General features: G+C 65.0%; 21 protein-coding genes. 7 read left to right on the top strand and 14 right to left on the bottom strand.

The features are described from left to right. The first annotated feature begins 82 nt into the window (after positions 1-82). Positions 83-934 (top strand): symmetrical bis(5'-nucleosyl)-tetraphosphatase, encoded by an 852-nt coding sequence (locus tag CFE42_RS11840; RefSeq protein ID WP_004629620.1) that lies wholly within the window; start codon positions 83-85, stop codon positions 932-934. A 9-nt stretch (positions 935-943) separates the two neighbouring features. Here CFE42_RS11840 and CFE42_RS11835 read toward each other — a convergent pair whose 3' ends face one another. The 7 genes from CFE42_RS11835 to CFE42_RS11805 form a co-directional block, all read right to left on the bottom strand. Continuing rightward, positions 944-1,741, bottom strand: coding sequence for a lysophospholipid acyltransferase family protein (locus tag CFE42_RS11835; RefSeq protein ID WP_004629622.1), 798 nt, complete (start codon positions 1,739-1,741; stop codon positions 944-946). Then, on the bottom strand, positions 1,728-3,005 hold the full coding sequence (locus CFE42_RS11830) for a dihydroorotase (RefSeq protein ID WP_004629624.1): 1,278 nt from the start codon (positions 3,003-3,005) through the stop codon (positions 1,728-1,730). The genes CFE42_RS11835 and CFE42_RS11830 overlap by 14 nt, the downstream gene beginning before the upstream one ends. Positions 3,006-3,013: 8 nt before the next feature. Then, positions 3,014-3,985, bottom strand: coding sequence for an aspartate carbamoyltransferase catalytic subunit (locus tag CFE42_RS11825; RefSeq protein WP_004629626.1), 972 nt, complete (start codon positions 3,983-3,985; stop codon positions 3,014-3,016). A gap of 75 nt (positions 3,986-4,060) precedes the next feature. Next, positions 4,061-4,579 carry a bifunctional pyr operon transcriptional regulator/uracil phosphoribosyltransferase PyrR gene (gene pyrR / locus CFE42_RS11820; protein WP_004629628.1) on the bottom strand — a complete coding sequence of 173 codons (519 nt, stop codon included), beginning with the start codon at positions 4,577-4,579 and terminating at the stop codon, positions 4,061-4,063. Further along, positions 4,576-5,007: a Holliday junction resolvase RuvX gene (gene ruvX / locus CFE42_RS11815; RefSeq protein ID WP_004629630.1), complete on the bottom strand. Its 432-nt coding sequence runs from the start codon at positions 5,005-5,007 to the stop codon at positions 4,576-4,578. The genes pyrR and ruvX overlap by 4 nt, the downstream gene beginning before the upstream one ends. Then, positions 5,000-5,572 (bottom strand): YqgE/AlgH family protein, encoded by a 573-nt coding sequence (locus CFE42_RS11810; RefSeq protein ID WP_004629631.1) that lies wholly within the window; start codon positions 5,570-5,572, stop codon positions 5,000-5,002. The genes ruvX and CFE42_RS11810 overlap by 8 nt, the downstream gene beginning before the upstream one ends. Positions 5,573-5,670: 98 nt before the next feature. After that, a complete protein-coding gene (locus CFE42_RS11805; RefSeq protein WP_004629633.1) occupies positions 5,671-6,417 on the bottom strand; it encodes a pseudouridine synthase in 747 nt (248 codons plus the stop codon). Positions 6,418-6,496: 79 nt separating this feature from the next. On the opposite strand from CFE42_RS11805, the gene CFE42_RS11800 reads away from it, so the two are divergent. Further along, positions 6,497-8,053, top strand: coding sequence for a deoxyribodipyrimidine photo-lyase (locus tag CFE42_RS11800; RefSeq protein ID WP_004629635.1), 1,557 nt, complete (start codon positions 6,497-6,499; stop codon positions 8,051-8,053). Between the two features lie 71 nt (positions 8,054-8,124). Here CFE42_RS11800 and CFE42_RS11795 read toward each other — a convergent pair whose 3' ends face one another. The 6 genes from CFE42_RS11795 to CFE42_RS11770 form a co-directional block, all read right to left on the bottom strand. Then, entirely contained in the window at positions 8,125-14,154 is a 6,030-nt protein-coding gene (locus CFE42_RS11795; protein WP_004629637.1) for an Hpt domain-containing protein, read from the bottom strand. A 90-nt stretch (positions 14,155-14,244) separates the two neighbouring features. Further along, positions 14,245-16,482 (bottom strand): methyl-accepting chemotaxis protein, encoded by a 2,238-nt coding sequence (locus tag CFE42_RS11790; protein WP_004629639.1) that lies wholly within the window; start codon positions 16,480-16,482, stop codon positions 14,245-14,247. A 258-nt stretch (positions 16,483-16,740) separates the two neighbouring features. Further along, a complete protein-coding gene (locus tag CFE42_RS11785; protein ID WP_004629641.1) occupies positions 16,741-17,286 on the bottom strand; it encodes a chemotaxis protein CheW in 546 nt (181 codons plus the stop codon). A 76-nt stretch (positions 17,287-17,362) separates the two neighbouring features. Next, positions 17,363-17,731, bottom strand: coding sequence for a response regulator (locus CFE42_RS11780; RefSeq protein ID WP_004629647.1), 369 nt, complete (start codon positions 17,729-17,731; stop codon positions 17,363-17,365). Positions 17,732-17,761: 30 nt separating this feature from the next. Further along, positions 17,762-18,259, bottom strand: coding sequence for a response regulator (locus tag CFE42_RS11775; RefSeq protein ID WP_004629648.1), 498 nt, complete (start codon positions 18,257-18,259; stop codon positions 17,762-17,764). A gap of 292 nt (positions 18,260-18,551) precedes the next feature. Continuing rightward, the gene (locus CFE42_RS11770) at positions 18,552-18,734 is read right to left on the bottom strand and encodes a rubredoxin (RefSeq protein ID WP_003261842.1); all 183 of its coding nucleotides are present in this window, start codon (positions 18,732-18,734) and stop codon (positions 18,552-18,554) included. Between the two features lie 214 nt (positions 18,735-18,948). Here CFE42_RS11770 and hemL point away from each other — a divergent pair, with 214 nt between their 5' ends. Continuing rightward, positions 18,949-20,250 carry a glutamate-1-semialdehyde 2,1-aminomutase gene (gene hemL, locus CFE42_RS11765; RefSeq protein ID WP_004629662.1) on the top strand — a complete coding sequence of 434 codons (1,302 nt, stop codon included), beginning with the start codon at positions 18,949-18,951 and terminating at the stop codon, positions 20,248-20,250. Between the two features lie 90 nt (positions 20,251-20,340). Here the strand turns inward: hemL and dapA are convergent, their stop codons facing one another. Continuing rightward, positions 20,341-21,249, bottom strand: coding sequence for a 4-hydroxy-tetrahydrodipicolinate synthase (gene dapA / locus CFE42_RS11760; protein ID WP_004629664.1), 909 nt, complete (start codon positions 21,247-21,249; stop codon positions 20,341-20,343). A gap of 92 nt (positions 21,250-21,341) precedes the next feature. Between dapA and CFE42_RS11755 the strand changes: the two genes are divergently transcribed. From CFE42_RS11755 to CFE42_RS11740, 4 genes are all read left to right on the top strand, one after another. Further along, on the top strand, positions 21,342-21,545 hold the full coding sequence (locus CFE42_RS11755; protein ID WP_004629666.1) for a hypothetical protein: 204 nt from the start codon (positions 21,342-21,344) through the stop codon (positions 21,543-21,545). Between the two features lie 105 nt (positions 21,546-21,650). Continuing rightward, positions 21,651-22,277: a LemA family protein gene (locus CFE42_RS11750; RefSeq protein ID WP_004629669.1), complete on the top strand. Its 627-nt coding sequence runs from the start codon at positions 21,651-21,653 to the stop codon at positions 22,275-22,277. Between the two features lie 13 nt (positions 22,278-22,290). Next, positions 22,291-23,142, top strand: a complete 852-nt coding sequence (locus CFE42_RS11745; RefSeq protein ID WP_004629671.1) for a YgcG family protein — start codon at positions 22,291-22,293, stop codon at positions 23,140-23,142. A gap of 15 nt (positions 23,143-23,157) precedes the next feature. After that, positions 23,158-23,682: a TPM domain-containing protein gene (locus CFE42_RS11740; RefSeq protein WP_004629672.1), complete on the top strand. Its 525-nt coding sequence runs from the start codon at positions 23,158-23,160 to the stop codon at positions 23,680-23,682. Positions 23,683-24,428: the final 746 nt, after the last annotated feature.

The raw sequence follows: 24,428 nt of genomic DNA, 5'->3' as shown, positions 1-24,428 counted from the left end.
AAAGGGTCCGATCTTTTTGTAGCGCGTTGTAACACTTGAGGCGCTAACGCCTCAACCCCATCGAATGCGCGGTTGACAGCACATGACGGTTGCACCTCTCCCCCACGCCATCGGCGACCTCCAAGGCTGCTGCTCCCCCCTCCACTCGTTGCTGGCCGCCCTCCCCCCCAACGCCCCCCTGCGCTTCGTCGGCGACCTCATCAACCGCGGCCCCGAGTCGCTGGCCGCGCTGCGCCAAGTCATCGCACTTTGCGAGGCCGGCCGCGCCCGCACCGTCCTGGGCAACCACGACATCCACCTGCTGGCCGTGGCTGCGGGCGTGCGCAAACCCGGCAAGCGCGACACGATTGCCGACGTCCTCTCCGCCCCCGATAGCGACCAGCTCATTACATGGCTGCGCCACCAGCCGCTGGCCATCTTCGAAAACGGGTTCCTGCTGGTGCACGCTGGCGTCCTGCCTCAGTGGACGACTGGCGACGTACTGGAGTTGGCCGGAGCGGTGGAGCGTGAACTGCGCAGCCCACATTGGAAAACCTTCCTGGCTGATGCGTTTGGCAACCATCCAGACAAGTGGAGCAACGATCTCATCGGCATGGACCGCCTGCGCCTGACCATCAACGCGCTGACACGCCTGCGTTTCTGCAAGCCTGACGGCACGATGGAGTTCGAAACGACGGACGCCGACGGCGCGCCGGATGGCCACATGCCGTGGTTCGACGTGCCGGGCCGCCGCACGCGAGGCACACCCATCGTGTTCGGGCATTGGTCCACACGGGGGCTGGTGATGCGCGACGATGTGATGGGCTTGGATACCGGCTGCGTGTGGGGAGGCAAGCTTACGGCTGCCAAGCTGTCACTCGCGCCGGCCGGACGTGACGTGATCCAGGTGGATTGCGAGCAGGCGCAGGACCCGCTCGCGCACAAAAAGAAATAGCCGGTTGACCTAGCCCGCGCGAGCGATCAGGTTGGCAACGGCTTCCTGGCTATGTGCAGCCAGCGCCCGCCGGTCCATCTCCGGGGCCACCGCGGGGCCCACAAAGACTTCCACCACCAACGGCGGCCCGTTCAGCATGGCGTTGATCGTATCCATCATCGACAGATCGCCGACATACGCGGGAATGGTCGTCAATTCGCCCGTGGCAGCGACCCGATAGCGCAGCGCCAGTGGGCGGATCGGTGCGCCAGCGCTGACGGGCGCCTGGAACAGGTTGGCGTGGAACGGCAGCAGCTGCAGCCCGTCAGACGTCGTACCCTCGGGAAACACGCAAATGGCATCGCCCGAACGCATCGCATCGGCGATGACGTGCATGATGCGATGCGCGTCGCGCTTGCGGGCGCGCTCGACGAACAGCACGCCGGTCTGCGCGCACAGCCAGCCAATCACCGGCCAGCTGCGGATCTCTGATTTGGCGACGAAGCGCGGCGGGTACCAGCTGTTGATCGCATAGATGTCGATCCACGACACATGGTTGGAGACCAGCATGGAGCCGGCCAGCTCCTTGCCCGTGACGGGCTCGCCATGCACCACGAGCGACACGCGGAACAGCGCGAGCAACTTGCGCGACCACCGCTGAATCAGCGCCTGCTTGGTGTGCGGCTTGATCCACCAGAATAGCAGCGCGCACGTGATCAGGCCTTCGACCAGATGTACGAGCAAGCGCAGCTTGCGCCGCACATGCTTGCGCTGCGGCGAGCTGGCCTCGGCGGGCGCGCTTGCCACGCGCTGATCAATGCCCGTCATAGGCAAGGTGGCCAGCGACCATTGTGGCGCGCACGCGGCCGGCCAGCTCAAAGCCCAGGTAGGGCGAGTTCTTGCCTTGGCTGCGCAGAGCGCGAGGCTCAAGTTTCCAGGTCGCGTCCGGATCGAACACACACACATCGGCCATCGCACCCACTTCCAGCGAGCCCGCACGCAGGCCCAGCACGCGAGCAGGCTCGCTGGTGATGCGGGCCAGCGCCTTCGAAAGCTCGACCTTGTGCTCGGTGGCCCAGCGCAACGTGAGCGGCAGCAGGGTTTCGAGGCCGGTCGCGCCTGGCGTGGCCTCGGCAAACGGTAGCAGCTTCTCGTCGTCATCCACGGGCGTGTGGTCGGAACAGATCGCGTCGATCGTGCCATCCGCCAGCGCACGCACGATGCCATCGCGGTCGCGCCCGGAACGCAGCGGCGGCACAAAGCGCATCTGCGAATTGAAGTAGCCGATATCGATGTCGGTCAGCGAGATATGGTGGACGTTCACATCGCACGTGACCGGCAGGCCTTCGGCTTTTGCGCGGCGTACAAGCTCGATGCCGGCGGCCGACGACAAACGGCACAGGTGAACGCGGGCGCCTGTGCTGCGAATCAGTTCGAAGATGGTATGCAGGCGCACCGTCTCGGCGATTACCGGCACACCCGAGAGGCCCAGGCGTGAAGCCAGCGGGCCGCTTGCGGCCACGCCGCCCTTGCCCAGATACGGGTCTTCGGGGCGCAGCCAGACAGTGAAGCCGAAGGTCTGCGCATATTGCAGCGCGCGCATCAGCACCTGCGTGTCGGCCATCGGTGCATCGGTCTGCGAGAAGCCAACGCAGCCCGACTCAGTCAATTCGGCCATCTCCGTCAGCACCGCGCCCTTCAAGCCGACAGTGAGCGCACCGAGCGGATACACATGCGCCTGGTTCAGGTTGCGCGCGCGAAACTTGAGCATCTCGACCAGGCCGGGTTCGTCCAGCACAGGATCGGTGTCCGGCGGGCACACCAGCGAGGTCACGCCGCCGGCCATGGCCGCGGCCATTTCCGATTCGAGCGTAGCCTTGTATTCGAAACCCGGCTCACGCAGGCGCGCGGACAAGTCAATCAGACCCGGGCAAACAACCAGGCCCGTCGCGTCGATGGTCTTGTTGGCATGGAAATCCGCCGGCGCGTGGCCGACACCGACCACCTTGCTTGCCGCGATGTACAAGTCCTGTTGTGCGTCGACACCGTTGGCCGGGTCGATCAGGCGGCCGCCTTTGATATGCAGTTTCATTGCTCTTCTTAGTCGTTGTTGCCAGCCACGATGCCCATGACCGCCATGCGCACCGCGATGCCGAACGTCACCTGATTCAGGATCACCGATTGCACACCGTCGGCCACGGCGGAGTCGATCTCCACGCCGCGGTTCATCGGGCCGGGGTGCATGACGATGGCGTCCGGCTTGGCCAGCGCCAGGCGGTCCTGCGTGAGGCCGTAGGCCTTGAAGTATTCCTGCGCGGAGGGCAACAGCGCACCGCTCATGCGCTCGTTCTGCAGGCGCAGCATGATGACCACATCCACGCCCTTCAGGCCCTCTTCCATGTTGTGGAAGACCCGCACGCCCATGTGCTCCAGGCCACCCGGCAACAGCGTGCGCGGGCCGATGGCACGCACTTCGGCGCAGCCCAGCGTCGTCAGCGCGTGGATGTCGGAACGCGCCACGCGCGAATGCAGGATGTCACCGACGATGGCCACCGTCAGGTTGGAGAAATCCTTCTTGTAGTGGCGGATGGTGAACATGTCGAGCAGCCCCTGCGTGGGGTGTGCATGACGGCCATCGCCCGCATTGATCACGTGCACATGCGGCGCAACGTGCTCGGCGATCAGGTACGGCGCCCCGGAACTGGCATGCCGCACGACAAACATGTCCGCCTGCATCGCCGACAGGTTGTTGATCGTGTCGAGCAGTGACTCACCCTTGCTGGTGGAAGACGCATTGATGTTCAGGTTGATCACGTCCGCCGACAGCCGCTTGGCGGCGATCTCGAACGTGGTGCGCGTGCGCGTGGAGTTCTCGAAGAACAGGTTGAACACGCTCTTGCCGCGCAGCAGCGGCACCTTCTTCACCTCGCGGTCGGAATCCGATACGGAGACGAACTGCTGCGCGGTGTCCAGCACGTCCGTGAGGATGTCGCGTGACAGTCCCTCGATCGACAGCAGGTGCTTGAGCTCGCCGTTTTTCGTGAGCTGCGGGTTGGCAAAAGTCTTGGGCATGGAGAAACGAAAGGCGACGAGGTCAGGTCAGGTCAGGTCAGGTCAGATCAAGGCAGGTGCGGTGCGCGCTTGAAGTCAGGCGCCCTTGGGCTCGCGCGTGAAGGTGAAGCGCGCGCCAGCGCCTTCGCCGGCTTCGCTCAGCACGAGCGATTCGTCGGCGGGCAGCGTGATGCGTTCACCGATGTAATCCGGGGCCACAGGCAACTGGCGTTCACCGCGGTCGACCAACACGGCAAGCTCCACCGCCGCCGGACGCCCGTAGTCGAACAGCTCGTTGATGGCCGCGCGGATGGTGCGGCCGCTGGCCAGCACGTCGTCTACCAGCAGGATGCGGCGCTCGTTCACATCGAACGGCAGCGTGGTCGGCTGCGCCTTGGCGTGCAGGCCTTTCTTGGCGTAGTCGTCGCGGTGCATCGCAACGTTGACGACGCCGTATTCCGGCAGGCCAAGGTCATGTGCCAGCCGCTTGGCGATCCATGCGCCGCCGCTGACAATGCCGGCCACCGACCAGGTGTGGCCGTCGGCCAGCCGCGTGCGCAGTTGTGCAACGAGGCTCTGGTACAGCGCCTCGGCATCGATCTGTTGCGATGTCATGCGTGTTCGTCGAAAAACTGTTGGAGGATGATGCGCGCGGCTTCTGCGTCGAGCACATCGTCGGAGGCACCGGCATCCTGTGCGGCGATCGACGAATAGCGCTCGTCCACCCAGGTGACCGGCAGGCCATAGCGGCCGTGCAATTGATTGCCGAAGCGCTTGGCGAGCTTGATCATCGGCTGCTCTTCGCCATCGGGGTGGACGGGCATGCCGACCACGAAGCCCACAGGCTGCCATTCGCCGACCAGCCGGCTTATCTGCGCGAAGCGGAAATCGACCGAACGGTTCGGAATGGTTTCCAGCGCCCGCGCCGAGCGCGAAACCGTATTGCCCAGCGCCACGCCGATGCGTTTTTCGCCGTAATCGAATGCCAGCAAGGTGCCTTCCACAGGCACGGAAGCGGTGGCCGGACGTGCCGGCTCAGGCATGCCCGGCCTCACCCGACAGCATGGCGGGGTTGATGCCGAGCAGGTTCAGCGCCGCGGCAAACCGCTCTTCGGGGGGCACGTTGAAGATGATCTCGGGATCGGCCTGGACGGTCAGCCAGCCGTTGCGGCTGATTTCGTCTTCCAGTTGGCCGGCACTCCAGCCGGCATACCCGAGCGTCAGGATGAAGCGGTGTGGGCCGCCACCCTGGGCGACGGCTTCCAGCACATCCTTCGAGGTGGTCATCTCCAGCCCGCCCGGCACCGCCAGCGACGACGAATACGCGCCCGTGGCGTCGTGCAGCACAAAGCCGCGCTCGGTCTGCACCGGGCCGCCGTAGTACACGGATTGTTCTGCGAGGGGGTGGATTTCGAGCTTGAGATCGATCTTGTCGAACAGCGTCGCCAAGTCGATATCGATGGGGCGGTTGATCACGAGCCCGAGCGCGCCGCGCTCGTTGTGCTCACACATGTACACGACCGTGCCCGAAAACGCGGAATCCGCCATGCCAGGCATAGCGATCAGGAACTGATTCGTGAGATTGATAAGTGCGTCAGGCGAGGCCATGAGGGGGAGTTTACCAAAAGCCCTCGGCCGCTGCCCCTCTCATTTGGAGGAATCGGCCCTCGGCGCAAGGTTTTTTGTGGGTGGCGCATTGTGGCGCTTTAGGCACTCGTCACGGTTGCGTGCGGCGGCGTGATGTTCAGCGCCTCCAAGTCCGCGGCTTCCAGCCAGCGCCATTCGCCCGGCGCCAGATCACCCAGCGACAACCCGCCGATGGCGCTGCGGTGCAATCCGTCCACGTGGTTGCCGGCGGCCGCCACCATGCGTTTCACCTGATGGTATTTGCCCTGCGTGAGGGCCATGCGCAGGTGGTGCGTGTCGACGCGCTCGGCCCAGGCGGCGGCAACGTTTTCATTTTCGTCAGCCAGCAGCACGCCGGCGCACAGTTGGGCGATCTGCGCATCCGTCACGGGCTCGGCGGTGGTGATTTCGTACACCTTGGGCACCTGGTGGCGCGGGCTGGTGACAGTGTGAACGAACTGGCCGTCGTCGGTCAGCAGCAGCAGCCCCGTGGTGTCCTGGTCGAGCCGCCCGACGCACTGCACGGCGCGCTCGCGCAGCGGCACCGGCAGCAGCGTGTACACGCTCGGATGATGTTTCGGCTTTTGCGAGCATTCAACGCCAGCCGGCTTGTTGAGCATCAGATAGGCGCGGGCGTGGTATGCCCAGCGCTCACCGTCGACATCCAGGACTAGGCCGGCGGTATCGACCAGGGCATCGGGGCTTTCCATCTCGACGCCGTTGATGAAGACCAACCCCGCGAGGACGAGGTCCTTGCAATAGCGGCGCGTGCCGAAGCCCTGGGATTGCAGGATGCGATACAGCGGTAGACGAGAAGAATCAGCCATGACAACAACGTGAACAAGACAAAAAGGGGCGAATTTTGCGATACGCTCGGCCAGTCTAAAGAGCAACCGATTCCATCCGATGCCCTCCACCGCCCCAAGCCGCCAGCCGTACAACATCGGAGCGCACTTCCAGCGAGGTCTGGTGTGGTTCCGGCGCGATCTGCGGCACTTCGACCACGCGGCGCTGCATTATGCCTTGCGGCACTGCCGCGAGGTCTATTGCGTGTTCGTGTTCGACCGCGACATCCTCGACGCGCTGCTCGCGCGCGGGCTCCAGGCCGACCGCCGTATCGAGTTCATCCGCGCGTCCATCGAGGAACTGCGCAGCGCGTTACGCGAGGCCGGCGGCGACCTCATCGTGGTGCATGACCACCCTCGCCACGCGATTCCGGAGATCGCGCGCAAGCTGAACATCGAGGCCGTCTTCGCCAACCATGACGAAGAACCTTCCGCGCAGGCGCGCGATGAAGCGGTGCGCAAAGTGCTCTCCCAGCAGCCGTGCGCCTGGTTCGACTTCAAGGATCAGGTGATCTTCGAGCGCGACGAAATCCTGAACGGGCAAGGCAAACCGTACGGCGTCTTCACGCCTTACAAGAATGCCTGGTTGGCCGCGCTGACGCCGTTCGACTTGCGCGCCTATCCGACAGAGCCCTACTTCGACGCGCTGGCGAGGCCGCCTGAGGCACTTGCGCACCCAACGCCTGCGCTGGAAGCGATGGGCTTCGCGCACACCAATCTGTCGGAGATTGCCCTACCCACCGGCATGTCGGGGGGCCAGGCATTGCTCGACGAGTTTGAAGACCGCATGGACGACTACCATGCGCGCCGCGATTTTCCCGCCGTGCGCGGACCCAGCTATCTGTCCACGCACCTGCGCTTTGGCACCGTATCGATCCGCACGCTCGCTGCGCGCGCACATGCCGCCATGCTGCGCGGCAGCCGGGGCGCGGCGACGTGGCTGTCGGAACTGGTCTGGCGTGACTTCTATTTCATGATCCTGCATCACCGCCCGGATCTGGCCGACGGCGCCGCGTTCCATCCGGAATTCGACCGCATCCGCTGGGTGGACGGCGACACCGGCGACGCGCGCTTTGAAGCGTGGAAAGGTGCACAGACTGGTTATCCGCTGGTGGATGCGGCCATGCTGCAGATCTTCCAGAGCGGCTACATGCACAACCGCCTGCGCATGGTGGCGGCCAGTTTTCTCATCAAGGACCTTGGCATCGATTGGCGGCGCGGCGAGCAGTATTTTGCCGACGTGCTGAACGATTTCGACTTCTCAGCCAACAACGGTGGCTGGCAGTGGGCGGCGTCCAGTGGGTGCGATGCGCAACCGTGGTTCCGCATCTTCAACCCCGTCACGCAGTCGGAGAAGTTCGACCCGCAGGGCCGTTTCATCCGCAAGTACCTGCCGCAGTTGGCAAAGCTGCCCGACAAATACATCCACGCACCGTGGACGGCACCAGCCAATGTGCTGAAGGAAGCGGGCGTCGTGCTGGGCGAGACGTATCCCCGCCCCATCATCGACCACGCAGGCGCACGTGCGGCCACGCTGGACCGCTATGCCGTGACCAAGGCACATCGCACATCGGGCGCTGAAGCGGCGGCAATGAGCAAATCCAGCAACGACGATTGAAGATCGCCACGCAGCAAACAACAAGGGGCCGGTAGACCACCGGCCCCTTGTTGTTTTTGCGAAGCGCGTCGTCAGCCTGCCCTGGCCGCCGGCGCGCGCTCGCCGATGAGGTTGCGCAGATGCTGGAGCAACTCCTCTTCGTTGTACGGCTTGCCCAGGTAGACGTTCACGCCGATCTCAGCCGCGTAACGGCGGTGCTTGTCGGCCGTACGCGAGGTGATCATGATGATCGGCGTGGCGCCGATGCGCTCATCCGCACGCACGTTGCGCGTGAGGTCGAACCCGTCCATGTGCGGCATTTCGATGTCAACGAGCATCGCGTCGGGCGTGACTTCCTGAAGCTGACGCAGCGCGTCCACGCCGTCGCGCGCGAGCACGGCCTGGTAGCCGGAGCGCGTGAGCAGACGCTGCGTGACCTTGCGCACCGTGAGCGAATCGTCGACCACCATCACGATTGGCTGTGTGGCCAGGCCCGGCACGGCGTCGATGCTGCCGTCGCGGTGCAGCTCGGCCACGGCGCCCGTCGCTTCCTGATCGGATGGGCCACGTGCGGCGGCTTCGCGCTCGAAGCGCTGCGTGAGCACCACGGGGTTGTAGATCAGCACGATCTCGCCGTCGCCCAGCGTGGTCGCACCGGCAATACCTTCCAGACGTGCAAGGTGCGGGCCGATGTGTTTGACCACCACTTCGCGGTTGCCGATCACTTCGTCGACGTGCACGGCGGCGCGCTCGGCACCGTTGCGCACGACCACCGCCGGCGAGTACTTGCGCGCGCCCGTGACGGATGTCGCTTCTTCGAGCAGCGCGCCAAAGTAGTGGAACGGCACGGGGCCGGTCGGCAATTGCAGCGCGGCGGCGTTATACGCCTCGGCCAGCGCCTGCGGGCGCAGTTGCTGTACGTGGTCGATCATGCCCGACGGAATCGCGTACACACGCTCGTTCACGCGCACCAACAGCACCTGCGTGATCGCAGTCGTCAGCGGCAGGTGGATGGTGAAACGCGTGCCGACTACGGGCGTGGTCTGCAGCGAGATCCGGCCACCCAGGGCGACGGTTTCGGCACGCACCACGTCCATGCCCACGCCACGACCGGCCAGTTCCGACACCTGATCGGCAGTGGAGAAGCCCGGCGTGAAGATCATCTCGGTGAGGCGCGCGTCGCTGGCTTCTTCGTCAGCGGCCAGCAGTTGACGCTCCAGCGCGCGTGCGCGAATGCGGTCGAGGTTCAGGCCGGCACCGTCGTCAACGAAGTGCAGCACGACTTCGTTGCCTTCCTGCTGCACCTCGAGCGTGAGCTCGCCAGCCGGATTCTTGCCCTTGGCGCGGCGCTCGTCGGCCGACTCAATGCCGTGTGCGACGGCGTTGCGGATCATGTGTTCCAGCGGCCCGCCCATGCGGTCCAGGACGCTGCGATCCAGTTCCACCGTACCGCCCTTGATGAACAGACGGACTTCCTTGCCGGTTTCCGCCGCAGCCTGGCGGGCCACGCGATACAGACGGTCTGCCACGGTATCGAACTGCACCATGCGCGCGCGCATCAGGCTGCGCTGCAGGCCGCGCGTGAGGCGTGCCTGGGTTTCCAGATCGAGCGATGCCTGATCGAAACCGCGGAACAAGTTCTGCTGCACCGTCGCCACGTCGTTGACGGACTCGGCCATCATCCGCGTCAGTTCCTGCAAGCGCGTGAATCGGTCGAACTCCAGGGGGTCGAACGACTCGGAATGTGCAGCCGCATCGGCAATGCGCGACTCCATCTGCGTTTCGGCCTGGATTTCGATCTCGCGCACCTGCGAGCGCAAACGCGCTACGTTGTCGTTCAGTTCCGACAGGTAGGTCTTGAGCGCATCGACTTCCGACTCGAGGCGCGCACGCGCGGCACCGACTTCACCCGCATCGTTGATGAGCGAATCGAGCGCACGCGCCTGCACGCGCACCATCGCGCGCTGGCGTTCGGCCACTTCCAGGGCTTCGGCTTCCGGGCTGCGCGTGCCGGTCAGATCGACGTTCGTCGATACCGCAACAGCCGGCAGCATCGATGCGCCGGACGATGCATGCGCGTCGGCGGCCGTCTGCTGCGTATCGGCGGCATCGGCTAGGCCGGCATCGAGCGGCAGCAGATTGCCCGCGCCCAGGGCATCGACGTGCGCCTGGATGCGGTCAAACCAGACGTAGAGCTTGCGGAACAGTGCGCCATCCACGCGGTTCTGACGCAGGCCGCCTTCAATGGCGCTCTCCATTTCGTGCGCGGCCTGGCCCAGCGTCATGGCGCCCGCCATGCGCGCACTGCCCTTGACGGTGTGCAGATTGCGCAGCAGCAGGCCAGCGGCATTGCGGTCCTGCGGCGCGGCTTCCCACGCACGCAGGTGCTGGCCCAACTCGGGCAGCGCAACGTGCGCTTCCTCCAGGAAGATCTCGAGCAGCGCCGGGTCGAGCGCGTCGGTCGGCGCCTGGCGGACCAGCTCACCCACAGCGGGCTCGGCCACCGGCGACTCGTGCGCGGGCACGAACGTCGACGTCACCTGTGCCGGTTCGAAGCCGGGCTCGCCAGCCAGGCCTGCGGTTTCGTTCTCGGCTTGTTCGGCTTCGGTAAAGGCGGCAGGCGCCGGCTCCAGCGGCAGGCGCGGACGCACGAGCAGCCGCTCGCACAGTTCGTCCAGGCTGCGGCGCAGCGGCTCGTCGGTGTCCGGCCAGAGGCTGGCGGCAAATTGATGCAGCATGCCGCGCATGCGCTCGACGGCTTGATCGAGCAGGCGGAAGTCGCCCGGATGCATCGCCACCGGGCGACTGTTCAGATTCAGCAGCACCTGCTCCAGCGCCCCAGCCAACTGGCGCACGGGCTCCAGCTCAACCACGGCGGAACTGCCTTGCAGCGTGTGCGCGGCGCGCAGGGCCAGCTCGCTCGGCGGCGTGCGGCCTTCGTGGCGCCACTCCGAGAAATCCACGCCGAGCCGGCGGATCAGATCATCGGCTTCCTGCAGGTAGACGTTGTACAGCGCCACGCTGATGCGGACCGGACCAATCTCCTTCACGCCGTCGTCGTGCGGTGCTTCCTCCAGCTCGCCGGTCTGCGCGAACGGGAACGGGATCACCTTGGCGTCGGCATCGGCGGCAACCGGTTCAGCGGCAGCGTCCTGAATCGTCTCTTCGACGTGCTCTGCAACCGGCTCGACTGCCTCATGCTCGACCAGCGGTGCGGTCGCCTTGGGCATCGGCGCCTCGACGTCGGGCAGCGCAGGTTCGTCTTCCCACTGGAGCGCGACGGCTTCTTCGGCTTCTGCAACGGGCACATCCGGTGCAGTCAACTCCATCGGCTGGATCGCGTCGATGTCGTGCAATGCGGGTTCCGCAGCCGGTGCTTCGGGCACTTGCGGCTCAGCGTGTTCGGGAGCGGCCTGCGTTTCAGGCACGGCCTCCAGCCACACGAACGGACCGCCATGGCGCACGCGCTCTGCGGCGGCAACCAGCGGTTCAATCGCGTGATCGGCTTGGGGCGATTGCGCGATGGCAGCGGCCCACGTCGACAACTCGGACTCGGCGCGCGTCAGGAGCGCGGCCAGGTCATGCGTCGGCACACGGCTCTCGGCCAGCCAGACATTCATCACCTGCTCGATGGCCCAGGCCGCCTCGCCATAGCGCGTGAGCCCGACCATGCGGCCCGAGCCCTTGAGCGTGTGGAACGCGCGGCGCAACTGCGTAAGCAAGTCCAGGTCCGAACCGGCAGCCAGACCGCCCGTGCCCATGTCGGCAGCGGCCTGCAGACCCTGCAGGTCGGCGCGCACGCCGGCCAGCACTTCTTCGGCTTCAGACAGGAAGATGTCGAGCAGCTCGGCATCGATGGATTGGGTATCCCGTGCGGCAGTTGGCGCAGGCGCGGCGGCCGCAGGCGCAGCAACCGGTGCCGCCAATGCGGCCTGCATCCGCTCAAGCGCGCCGGGGCTGCCAACCTGCCATGCATCGAACTGGGCCAGCGCCTCTTCCAGGCGGCGTCGGCGAGCCGGATCGTCGTCGATGGCGGCGGCATCGCGCGCTTCCTGCAGCGCAGTGCGCAGCTCCGCAGCCAGCGGGTCGGTCGGGTCGACCGGTTGCTTGGCCAGCAGGCGATCAAGCAACGATTGCAGCGGCGACGCGGCATCGGCATTGGCGATGTCTGCGCCGACGAGCGTTTCGGATTGCGGCTCGCGGCGGGCCAGCATGCCGGATTCGGTGTCGAAGGCGAACTCGCGCCACGCGGTTTCGCGCTCGGTGGGCGTCAGCTGGCCTTCAATGACGATCTCGTCGACTTGGCCGCCGGTCAGTTCTGTGCCGGCAGACAACGCATCAAGCAAGGCCTGCAGACCGCTGACGTTGGCAGCCAGCGCAGCCAGGTAGCGCTCACGATCGGCAGTTGCGCCCTCGCCCGCGGCTTGCAGCGCGTTGATGGTCGATTGGGCAGCTTCGGTGGCGTGCACTGCCTCATAGGCGTCGAGCGCGGCAAAGGCAGTTTGCATCTCGCCGAACAGGCGGGCGGCTTCCTGCAGGCCGCCGCTTTCCACGCCTTCGCGCTCGAACGCATCGAGGTGCGTTTCGGCAGAGGCCAGCAACGTTTGCAGCGCGCGAACCTGCTCGGCATGCGCGCGGCGTTGTGCAGCTTCTTCGGCCAGGAGCGTGAGCCATGCGGGAGCCGGCACGGCGTGACCGTCTTGCGTCGCGCGGGCGTGTTCGGCCAGTTCGCTGCAGCGGGCGGCAAACCACGCGCTGCGCAAGTCGCCGGATTCGCCATGCACCGCCCACGGGCGGGCCAGCATGCGCGAGAGGAATTGCAGCGTGGGCGCAACGTCCTGCCCGGCAGCTTCGGTCAGACGGTTCGACAGGTCGGACAGGGCCGGCTGCCCCAGCGCATCGGCATGCAGCGCAAGGGTCTGCAGTGCAGCATCGAGTTCGTCCGCCGCGGGTGCAGGTTGTTGACTGAGCGTTTCGAGCGAACGACCGACGCGTTGCAGCGTGTCGCTGGCGTCGGTCGGCAGCAGTGCGTAGTACTGACGCGTGTGCAGTGCGCCAGCGGGCGCGTGCGTGGGCGGAATCGCGAAGGCCTGCACGCAGGCCACGATATCCGGGCCAAGCGTGTCGTCGCCAACCGGCACTGCCGGTGCGTTGCTGTACGCCATGCCGGCCAGCAAATACAGCGCGTCGGTCAGCAGGCCTTGCGGCAAGTGGACGTTGTTGTGCGAGTACTGGCGCAGCAGCAGGTTGACGCGTGCGGCCAGGCGCTTGGCGGTCATGTCGGCCGGCACCAGGCCCGCACGCAGGGCGCCAAATGTCAGGGCCAGCACGAGCCACAGATCGCGCTGCAGATCGTCCCCGGCGCGGCGCGGTTCGCGCTCCAGCGCACGGATGCCATGCAGCAGGTCTTCCAGCGGTGCGTAGGCCGCTGCCGCGGCCGACGGATCCACCACCGCACCATCGGCGTTCGAGGCCGGCGCACGCAGCGCGGTCAGCAACGCCAGTTCGAACTTGCGGCGCAGGCGCGCCAGCCCCGGCAAATCGCGCGAGGGCAGCAACAGCGCCGGCAGGTGGCGCAGCTCATCGGCCCACAGGTCAGCCGGGTGGATGCGCTCTTCGCCCAGGCGGGACAGCACGGCTTGATACGGCTGGAACAGGCGCAGCGGCTCTTCGGCCATGCCGGCCATGAGGTCGGAAACGTATTCCTGCAACGCCTGCACGGCGCGCGAGAACACGTCCAGCGTTTGGGCGTCGGCGGCGACGCTGCCGGCATCCACCGCCTCGAGCAGGCGCTTGGCGGCTTGGCAATACACGTCGACACCGCGCAGACCCACGATCAGCAGCGCGCCGGCAGCCTGGTGCAGATACTGGCCGGCTAGGCGCAGCGACGTCGTATCGCGCGCACCGATGACCTCCGGATCGGCGATGACATCGGCCGCGTATTCGCCGAACTCGCGCACGGCATCGTCCAGCGCAGCGCGCATGTTGGGCGCGACCCACGCCAGCGCGGAGAGATCACGCGCGGGCACGGCAGGCTTGGGGCCGGATTTCTGACGCCCGGCTGGGGCTCCCACCGCCTCGACAGAGGCGGATTCGGGCTGGGCGGAAGATTGATGACGCATGTGTGCTTCCAAAAAGCAGGTGGCGGTTGCCGCGATTGCCCCCGGGGTGGCCCCTTCGGCGTTCCCGCCCGAAATCCAGAGGTGACGAGATCAGGCGATGCGGAACCGCGCCACCGAGTCACGCAGTTCTTCGGCAAGCTGCGTGAGCTGGCGCACCGACTGCGCGGTCTGGCGCGTACCGGTCGACGTCTGTTCCGTGATGTGCAGGATCTGTTCAATGTTCTGCGCAACGTCCGAAGCCAGCGTCGCTTCGTGCGACGTCGTCTGCGAAATGCTCTCAATCAGTTCGGCAAGCTGGCGCGACACGCGACCGATCTCCACCAGTGCAGCACCGGCGTTATCGGACAGCTTCGCCCCTTCCACCACACCCGCCGTGCTGCGCTCCATGGCGTGCACCGCGTCTTGCGTGTCGGTCTGAATCGTGCGGATCAGCGCGCCGATCTGCTTGGCTGCCTCGGCCGAACGTTCTGCCAGGCGCTGCACTTCTTCTGCCACCACCGAGAAGCCGCGACCGGCTTCACCAGCGGATGCCGCCTGAATGGCAGCGTTCAGTGCCAGCACGTTGGTCTGCTCGGTAATGTCCGAGATCAGCTCCACGATTTCACCGATCTCCTGCGACGATTCGCCCAGGCGCTTGATCCGCTTCGAGGTTTCCTGAATCTGGTCACGGATGTCGTTCATGCCCGTGATGGCGTTCTGCACCGCCTGCTGACCTTGCTCGGCAGCGGCCAGCGAGGCGCGTGCAACGTTGGCCGATTCAGCAGCACCGCGCGAGACCTGCGTAATGCGGTCCGCCATCTCCACCACCGACTGACCGGTCTGACGAATCTGGCGCGATTGTTCTTCCGATGCGGCCACCAGGCTTTCCGACGTGGTCTGCACCGCCGACGATGCCTGCGTCACCTGCTCGGCCGTCTGCTGCACCCGGCCGACCAGCTCGCGCAGTTCTTCCACGGTGTAGTTCACCGAGTCGGCGATGGCGCCGGTAATGTCTTCCGACACGGTGGCCTGCTTGGTCAAGTCACCGTCTGCAATGTCCTGCAGTTCGTTCATCAGACGCAGAATTGCGGCCTGGGTGGAATCGTTGTTGCGCTTTTCCACCATCCGGCGCTCTTCAGCTTCGCGCTGGCGCGCTTCTGCTTCCATCGTACGCACGCGCGAATCGCGCAGGTACAGGGCGGCCAGGCCGGCCAGGCAGACCACGGTCAGGATGGCCGACAGCACCACCGCACCGAGCGTCATGGGGCGGCTGCGCACGCTGCCGGCATAGGCAGACTGCAGGTCAGACAGCTCGGCACGCAGCTTTTCGTTGTCGTTGAAGATCTGCTGTTGGGCGCGCTTGGCGGCGATCAGGCCCGGCAGGTTTTCCAGAATGATCTGCGTGGTCTTCTGCACGTTGTCGAAACGGGTCGACAGTTCTTGCAGGTAGCCCTTCGTCTCGGCATCGGTGGCGGCCGACAGGCGCAGCGCTTCCGAGCCGTTGAGCAGTCCGTTCAGGGTTTCACGGAAGGTGTTGGTGTCCTTACCGAGCAGGAACGCCGTTTCCGGGTTCACGCCTTCGCCGGCCAGGAACTCGTTCATGTTCTTACCCAGACGCTGCGTCAACATCACCAGCTGCGACGAGGCGGCCACTTCACGGGCCGGCGCGTTGGTCTGCAGCTTCATCGACGAGATCTGCTCGGCTTCTTCCAGCAGTTCGGGGTTCGACGCGTTGAACACGTTCAGCGTCTTACCCACCGCCACCAGCGTCTTTTCCTGCGCCAGAATGGCCTGGGCGCTCTTGTCGCTGCGCTTCCACTCTTCGATCGACTTGTCGAGCAGTGCTTCGGCCTCGCCACCCGAGGCGCGCACACCGCGCTCCGAGTTGCCATTCTTCAACGCATCGAGGTTTTCCTGCAGACGCGCGCGGCTCTCCTTGAGCTGGGCGAATGCGTTGGTGTTACCCAGCAGCGCCACCGGCACCGCCTTGGCCAGTCGCTGCGAGTGCATCAGCGTGTCACCGGCAATTTCAATCTGCACCGAACCGTTGTTGGCCTGGCGGTTATCCAGGTACACCGAGATCAGCAGGGCCAGCAGGCCGACCACCAGGCCGATCGTGAAGACACGCTGCTGCGCGGCAAACGGCACGCGCTCCATCCAGCCGACCACGGCGTCCATGGGCGAGCGGCCCAGCTGCGTGGGCGTGCCAGCGGGATTATCGTCATCCGTATGGGACGCATTGTCCAACTGCGCCAACTGCACGGAAGCCGCCGACGCGCCCTCCGCTGCAACCTCGGGCGCCCCAGCCTCACCGGCACGGCGACCTGCGTTGAACCACTTGAACCCCATAGGACCCTCTTGTCTTGTCGATGCTGCCGTCTCGTTCTGTCGAGATCAGCCGCATGGATTTCCCGTCCGCGTCCGCGCCTTGTTCAACCTGGCGTGGTACGCACCTTCGGCGGAGCCTGTGAATACACTTGGCCACCTGGCGCGCCCTGTTGCGCGCGCCACGCACCGCCTCTTGCCCCTGCGCACCCCGCTCCCGTTGCGGCGTGCCCAATCGTTCTTGTTGGCTCTAAGGCTCTACGACCTGATTGCCCAATCGCTTTACGTGCGGCTGCGACCGACCTGCAGGAACGCCGGATCGGCCAGCAACTGCCGCACATCCAGTTCGCGCCATTGCGTGCCCTGCGCGTCGCGCCAGGCGCGCCCCAACCACGGACGCCCCTCTTCCGCCGTGGCTTCCGCGGGCTGCAGATCGCTCAGGCTGCGCAGGCCGGCCACGCGCGGCACGACAATCGCGCACGCACGCTGCGGGTCTTTGGACAGCACCACGATCTTGGCGCCGCTGCCACTGCCCGTCGGCGCTTCACCGCAGAACAAGCCGAAATCGATCACGCCGAGCAGGTTGCCGCGCGCATTCACGAGACCGAGGTACCACGGCTGCGTCAGCGGCACGCGTGCGGGCGGCTGGTAGTCCAGCACCTCGCCGGTTTCGGTCAGCGACAGCAGCCAGTGGTGTTCGCCGATCTGCACGCCCAGAAAGCCTTCCGTCGCCGACTTGGCGCGCGCCTCCTGCAGGCGGCGGGCCAGCATCGCCTGGTATTCGTGCAGGCGCTGGCGGGAGGTCAGGTTGGTGCGCTGTTCGTTCACGTCTGGCTCATGTCCGGTGCTGGGTCTTTGCTGCGCGCCGTCTCGACGTCGCGCTTCTAAACGAACTGCCGCAGGATCACTGCGCCAGCTTGGCGATCTTCTCGAGCAGCTCTTCGGCCTTCACCGGCTTGACGATGTAGTCCGATGCGCCCTGGCGCATGCCCCACACGCGGTCGGTCTCCAGGCCCTTGGTCGTGCACATGATCACGGGGATGCCCTGGAAGCGCTCGTCCTTCTTGATGGCGCGGGTCGCCTGGTAGCCGTTCTGGCCCGGCATCACCACGTCCATCAGGATCAGGTCGAAGGTTTCGGCTTCGAGCTTGGTCATGGCCTGCTCGCTATCGGCAGCGACCGTCACCTTGAAACCGTTCTTGCCGAGAATCTCCGACAGGTGCAGCGCTTCGGTCGGAGAATCATCGACCACCAACACTTTCTTGATTGCCATACAAACAGTCCTTCGTTAAGAGAGATGCCGTCACTGCGCGGCAGCTCGCGCCACCGGCAAATGCGTCTGGACCGCCTCCAGCAGCGCTTCCTTCGAGAACGGCTTGGCGAGATGGTCCACCGCCCCGACCGACTTGCCCCGCGCACGGTCGAAAATCCCGTCGCGCGAAGAGAGCATGATCACAGGCGTGGCATGAAACTTTGGGCTTTTCTTGATCAGCGAGCAGGTCTGGTAGCCGTCTAGATTGGGCATCAGGATGTCGCAGAACACGAGATCGGGCTTCAGGTCACCCACCTTGGCCAGTGCGTCGAAGCCGTCTTCGGCCAGCACGACCTGGCACCCGGCCTGGGTGAGGAAAATCTGCGCGGTACGGCGAATGGTGCTGGAATCGTCGATTACCAGCACTTTGCAGCCTGTCAGGGAATGCGCCAGCGGAGAGTTCGCCAGCGGTTGAGAGTCAGCCAGTTGTTCCACCCGCGCGGATTGCATCATGTTCTCGCAGTGCGCGACCACGGGTCGCCACGACATTCTGACCGGATGGATCGCGGCAAATCGCCACGCAGCGCGCCCTCCAAACGGAAAAGGCCCACGCTGGCGACGACTTCAAAACTACGCCCCCCGGCCCGCTTATGAAGTGTGAAGCTCAGAATTTGACGAAGTGTGACAAGTCACCTATTCGCCGTCAATGGCGCCGGCCGTCCGCCGAGCGCTTGTGGCATGGAAGCGACGAGCCCATTCATCGAACCGTCACTTCCTGATACTTGGCTGTCAGCAAGAGGGCAAACACTCACTTGCCGACGGGAGACAGGTCAGATCCGAATCAGATCTGCACCATTTCGAAATCTTCCTTGCGCGCGCCACACTCGGGGCACGTCCAGTTGATGGGCACGTCTTCCCACTTCGTGCCGGGCGCAATGCCGTCGTCCGGGGCGCCTTGTTCTTCGTCGTAGATCCAGCCGCAAATCAGGCACATCCACGTCTTGTATTCAATCTGTTGTTCCATAGGGCAAAGCTTCGGTGGTTCCGTCTATTAAAATGGCAGGCCAGATGGTACCGAATCGCGCCCGGCTGCGCCAGAACAGGCAGCGGGCAGACACGGTGTTTGACTGCATCCAACCCGGATCTGCGGCAAACCACCACATAATCGCCTCGAACCGCCTTTAAACCGTGCCGCAGCGCCGCTCTGCTCGGCGCCACGCTCTCTCCCAACACCCTCCATGTCGACTCCCTCCCGCAGCGCCGCCCTGTTTGAACGTGCCCAGAAGACCATCCCCGGCGGAGTGAACTCCCCGGTACGCGCCTTCCGCTCGGTGGGCGGCATCCCGCGCTTCATTGCCAAGGCAGCCGGCCCGTACCTGTGGGACGCGGACGGCACCCACTATATCGACTACGTCGGCTCGTGGGGCCCGATGATCGTTGGCCACGCGCATCCGGAGGTCGTGCGTGCCGTGCAGGACGTCGCCGCCGACAGCTTCTCGTTTGGCGCGCCCACCGAGGCCGAAGTCGTCATGGCCGAGGAAATCTGCAAGCTCGTGCCGTCGATCGAGCAAGTGCGGCTCGTGTCGTCGGGCACCGAAGCGACCATGAGCGCCCTGCGCCTGGCGCGTGGCTTTACCGGGCGTGACCTGATCGTCAAGTTCGAAGGCTGCTACCACGGTCACGCCGACAGCCTGCTGGTCAAGGCCGGTTCAGGCCTGCTGACGTTTGCCGATACGACGCAGAACGCACCGTCTTCCGCCGGCGTGCCGGAAGACGTGGTCAAGCACACGATGGTGCTGCCGTACAACGACGTGGCCGCACTGCGCGAGGCGTTTGCCCGCCACGGCAAGGAAATCGCCGCCGTGATCGTCGAGCCAGTGGCCGGCAACATGAACCTGGTGCGAGGCAGCAACGAATTCCACCAGGCCATGCGCGCGCTGTGTACCGAGCACGGCGCCGTGCTGATCTTTGACGAGGTGATGACGGGCTTTCGCGTGGCGCTCGGGTGCGCGCAGGCGCTGTACGGCATCAAGCCGGACCTGACGTGCCTGGGCAAGGTCATCGGCGGGGGCATGCCGGCCGCTGCGTTTGGCGGCCGCCGCGACATCATGGGGTTCCTGGCGCCCCTGGGCAACGTGTACCAGGCTGGGACGCTGTCGGGAAATCCGCTTGCGGTGGCGGCTGGGCTGACCACGCTGCGGTTGATTGCTGCGGATGGTTTCCATGACAGGCTCGCTGTCCAGACACGAAAACTGGTGGATGGGCTGGCCGAAATTGCGCGCGAGGCTGGCGTGCCGTTTGCCGCTGACAGCGTGGGCGGCATGTTCGGCATCTACTTCCGCGAAGGCGTGCCGACGAGCTTTGCCGAAGTCACCAAGAGCGATGTTGGGCGCTTCAATGCGTTCTTCCATGCGATGCTGGATCAGGGCGTCTATCTGGCACCGTCCGCGTTTGAGGCGGGTTTTGTGTCCGCCACGCACGATGATGCGATTCTGGATGCGACATTTGAGGCGGCCCGGAAGGCGTTTAAGGGTATTTGAGTTTTTTGTATTTGGGGGATGGGACTTGGCGGTGCATCCCCTGTTTCATCCCCTGCCGGGACTGAAACGGGGATGAACCACCAAGAAAACTCAAACCCGACCAACCACCTCCCCCAACTCCCGCCCCAAACCCTCAGAAGCCATCATCATCGGCACCCGCAACACATTGCGAATCAACCCCTCGGCAGCCAGCCAAGCCTTCAAAGGCCCAGGGTTCGTCTCGGCAAACAGCAACCGAATCACCGGTGCCAGCGCATGATGCAACCGTCGTGCATCGTTCAACCGCTGCTCCTGCACCGCCCTTGCCATCTCGACAAACAGCTCCGTGCGGACATGCGCGGCAGCAATAATCGCCCCGACACCGCCGGCGCACAGCGTGCCGAACACCTGCGCATCTTCCCCGGCCAGCACCTGCAACCGCCCGTCGGCGATCAGGCGCTGCGTCTTGTCCGCGTCGCCGCCGCAATCCTTGATGCCGTGGATGTTGGGATGCGCCGCCAGCGCGAGCAGCGTTTCGGTGTCGATGTGTGCGCCGGTGCGATACGGAATGTCGTACAGCAGCACCGGCACGGGCGAAGCATCGGCCAATGCAGTGAAGTACTCGATGATCCCGCGCTGCGACGGGCGAATGTAGGAAGGCGCCGGAATCAGAAACGCTGCCGGCCGATGTTCGGCGAGGCGCAGCATCCGCTCGCGCACCGATGCGAGAGCGCTGCCCGAGACGCCCATCACCACGGGCAAGCCGTCGGCGGCGGCACGTACCGTATCGAGCACGTCGGCCTGTTCCTGATCGGTCAGCGCTGCCGCTTCGCCAGTGCTGCCACACGCTACGAAACCGGCGACGCCCAGCGCGCGATACCGCATCACTAATGTATACAGCGCGCCGTAGTCGACCGATCGCGCCGCGTCATCGGCAAACGGCGTCACGATGGGCACCCAGATGCCCGCATACGACGGACGTTCGTTGGTGGACAAATTGGTGGATGAATTTTCAAGCACGACAACACTCCTGGACGAATCAACGACCGGTCAAAGAACCGTCAGAAGCGCTTCGGGAATGCGGCCCCGCGAGATGCGGGAGAGAGGCAACCGTGTCCAACGTATCGGTCAACCGCTGTTCCGTCGCCCATCTGACGGAACAGCGCTCCGGTCAGACGAGCGGCTGTTTGGTGGCTTTTTTGGCGCGCGCGAGCGTCGACACGACCGACAGGCTGAAGGCCGGTGCCGTGCAGATCGACGAGGAACGGGAAATCACGCGCATGGAAATTGTCAAAAAAGTCTCCATACCGTACTGATGTGTGACTGGAGCGTCAAGCGCATAAGCTACAGTGCGCTGAAACGTCATGCGACGACGTCGGTCTCATGCCACATTCTTTTCAGATTCAGATCTTGAGGACTTCATGACCCCTGCCCTGACCTTCCGCTCGACGCGTTTTTCGGTGCTGCGCTGGCTGGCGCTGTCGTTGGCCGTGCTGGCTGCGCCATTCCTGTCTGCGTGCGGCTACAACGACTTCCAGGCGAAGGACGAAGCCACCAAAGCGGCCTGGGCCGAGGTGGTCAACCAGTACCAGCGCCGTGCGGACCTGATTCCCAACCTGGTGAATACGGTCAAGGGCTATGCCTCGCACGAGAAGGACACGCTGGAAGCGGTGACCAAGGCCCGGGCCGCAGCCACCAGCTTCCAGATCACGCCGGAGGTGCTGAACGATCCAGCGGCGTTCCAGAAATTCCAGCAGGTGCAGGGCGAGCTTTCGAGCGCGCTGTCGCGCCTGATGGCCGTGTCGGAGAACTACCCTCAACTCAAGGCTGACCAGTCGTTCCGTGATCTGCAATCGCAACTGGAAGGCACCGAGAACCGCATCACCGTGGCGCGTCAGCGTTACATCAAATCGGTGCAGGACTACAACGTGCTGACCCGTAGCTTCCCGACCAACCTGACCGCCAAGGTGATGGGCTACCAGGTCAAGCCGAACTTCACGGTCGAGAACGAAAAGGGTATTTCCACCGCCCCGCCGGTGAAGTTCTGACGAGCTAACGATCATGTCGATGCGCGCGCGTGCCTGCTTCACCTTCCTGCTGACTGTGGCGCTGTGGCTGGCCACTGCGTTGCCTGCGCGCGCGCAAAGCGACATGGTGGCCGTGCCGCCGCTGGCCGCGCGCGTGACCGACCTGACCGGCACGCTCAGCGCCGAACAGAAGAGCGCGCTCGAGCAGGTGCTGGCCGATTACGAGCAGCAGCGCGGCAGCCAGATCTTCGTGCTGATGGTGCCCTCCACCGCGCCGGAACCCATCGAGGCGTATGGCATCCGCGTGGCCGATGCGTGGAAGGCCGGCCGCAAGGGCGTGGACGACGGCGCGATCATCCTCATCGCCAAGGACAACCCGGCATCGCTGCGCAAGATGCGTATCGAGGTGGGGCGCGGGCTGGAAGGTGCGCTCACGGACGCGCAATCCAAGCGTGTCCTGCAGGACGTGATGGCGCCGCACTTCCGCCAGGGCGATTTCTACGGCGGGCTGTCGGCAGGTATCTCGGCCATCCAGACCGTCATTGCACAAGAGAGCCTGCCGCCGGCCGAGCGCGCCAAGCGTCAGCAATCCGGCGGCGGCATCGGTGATTGGCTGCCCGTGCTGTTTCCGCTGGCGATCATTGTGTTCTTCGTGCTCAGCGCGGCCATGCGCTCGGGCGGGCGCGTCACGGGCAGCCTGCCCGGCCGACCCGGCTCACGCGTGGTGATGGGCAATCGCGGCTGGGGCCCCGGCACCATTGGTGGCTTGGGCGGTGGATTGGGTGGCGGCTGGGGACGCGGCGGCGGTGATTTCGGTGGAGGCGGCGGTTTTAGCGGCGGGGGTGGTGGTGATTTCGGTGGCGGTGGCGCCTCCGGCAACTGGTAACCGGTGAACGCATCCATGGCTTCCACGACCCGACATCACCACGGCGTGCGCCGTGCCCTGACCCATCTGCTGACAACCTCGTCGCATGCAAGGCGGGCGTTTCCGCCGGCGGATCTGCAAAAGCTTGAAGCCGCCGTGCGCGAAGGCGAACAACACCATCGCGGCGAAGTGCGCGTCGTCATCGAGAGCTCGTTGCCCGTGCGCGACGCCTGGGCCGGGATGTCGCCGCGGCACCGTGCCCGGACGTTGTTCGGGCTGCTGGAGGTGTGGAACACGCGCGAGCACGTGGGCGTGCTGCTCTACATCAACCTGGCCGATCACGCGGTCGAGATCCTGGCCGACCACGGTATCGCCGCCAAGGTGGACGCACACGCGTGGCGCACCATCTGCGAGACCATCACGCGTGGCTTTGCGCAGCGCGTGACCATGGCGCCGGTGCTCGACGCGCTGGCGCAGATCAACGACCTCCTCGCCGCGCACGTGCCTTCCGATGGCACGCCGCGCACCAATGAGCTGAGCGACCGGCCGGTCGTGCTGTAACGGCGCAACGTTGGGTGAGGCGCCAAGCAGCATGCCCAGGGTCCGCTGCTACTTCCGTCGCCTTGTTTCGCAGGGATACGGCTGCAGGTGCACATCCACGGCAGGTGTTTCAGTTCTGATACGAAAGTGCACACGCGAAGGAACGTATGGGCAACACGCCCAGGCAATCAGCCGCCTCATCTTTTAGGATGATATGAGGGGCGTCGCGCCTCAGGCATCTGCTTCATTTTCTGCGCTGCTGTCACCCACATCGCCGAGAAGCCGTTACGCCATTTCCGTGACGCACATGTGCGTCGTGCGATACGAAGGCACCTGCTACGGTGCTCTGCATTGCAGGATTTGCGAACCATGTTTCATGAATGCAACCATTCGAGGCCCCTCTTGTTGCCCCCGAGTTTTTGCATCGCACCAGGCAGTTAACGTCACTTTTTGCGTCCGTTTGCGCGATGCATTACGCACAAATCACCTCCGTTTGAGGCGATTTCCAATGACCCCTGCCACTATCCGGCACGTATCCAATACGAAACATCCGACTAGCGCCTGCCACTGCAAATACCTTGATTCCGGCTGGAATCGTTGTGGCTCAACGGTTTATCCGCCGTGGCATGGTCGTCGCTCTAGTGTCCCAGGCCAGCAAGGCCAATCAGTGATCCGGAGGCTCGGCAATCAAACCAGAGCGACGTGAAACGCCGCCGCCGAGACCGCAGGACAGATTCAAGACGGAGTGCAAATCCAACGGCACTCCG

It is taken from the genome of Ralstonia sp. PBBBR1 (assembly GCF_002256165.1).
GTDB lineage: Bacteria > Pseudomonadota > Gammaproteobacteria > Burkholderiales > Burkholderiaceae > Ralstonia > Ralstonia thomasii.
Note: the sequence above shows the minus strand (reverse complement) of the source record. Positions and strands in the feature narration are given on the sequence as shown.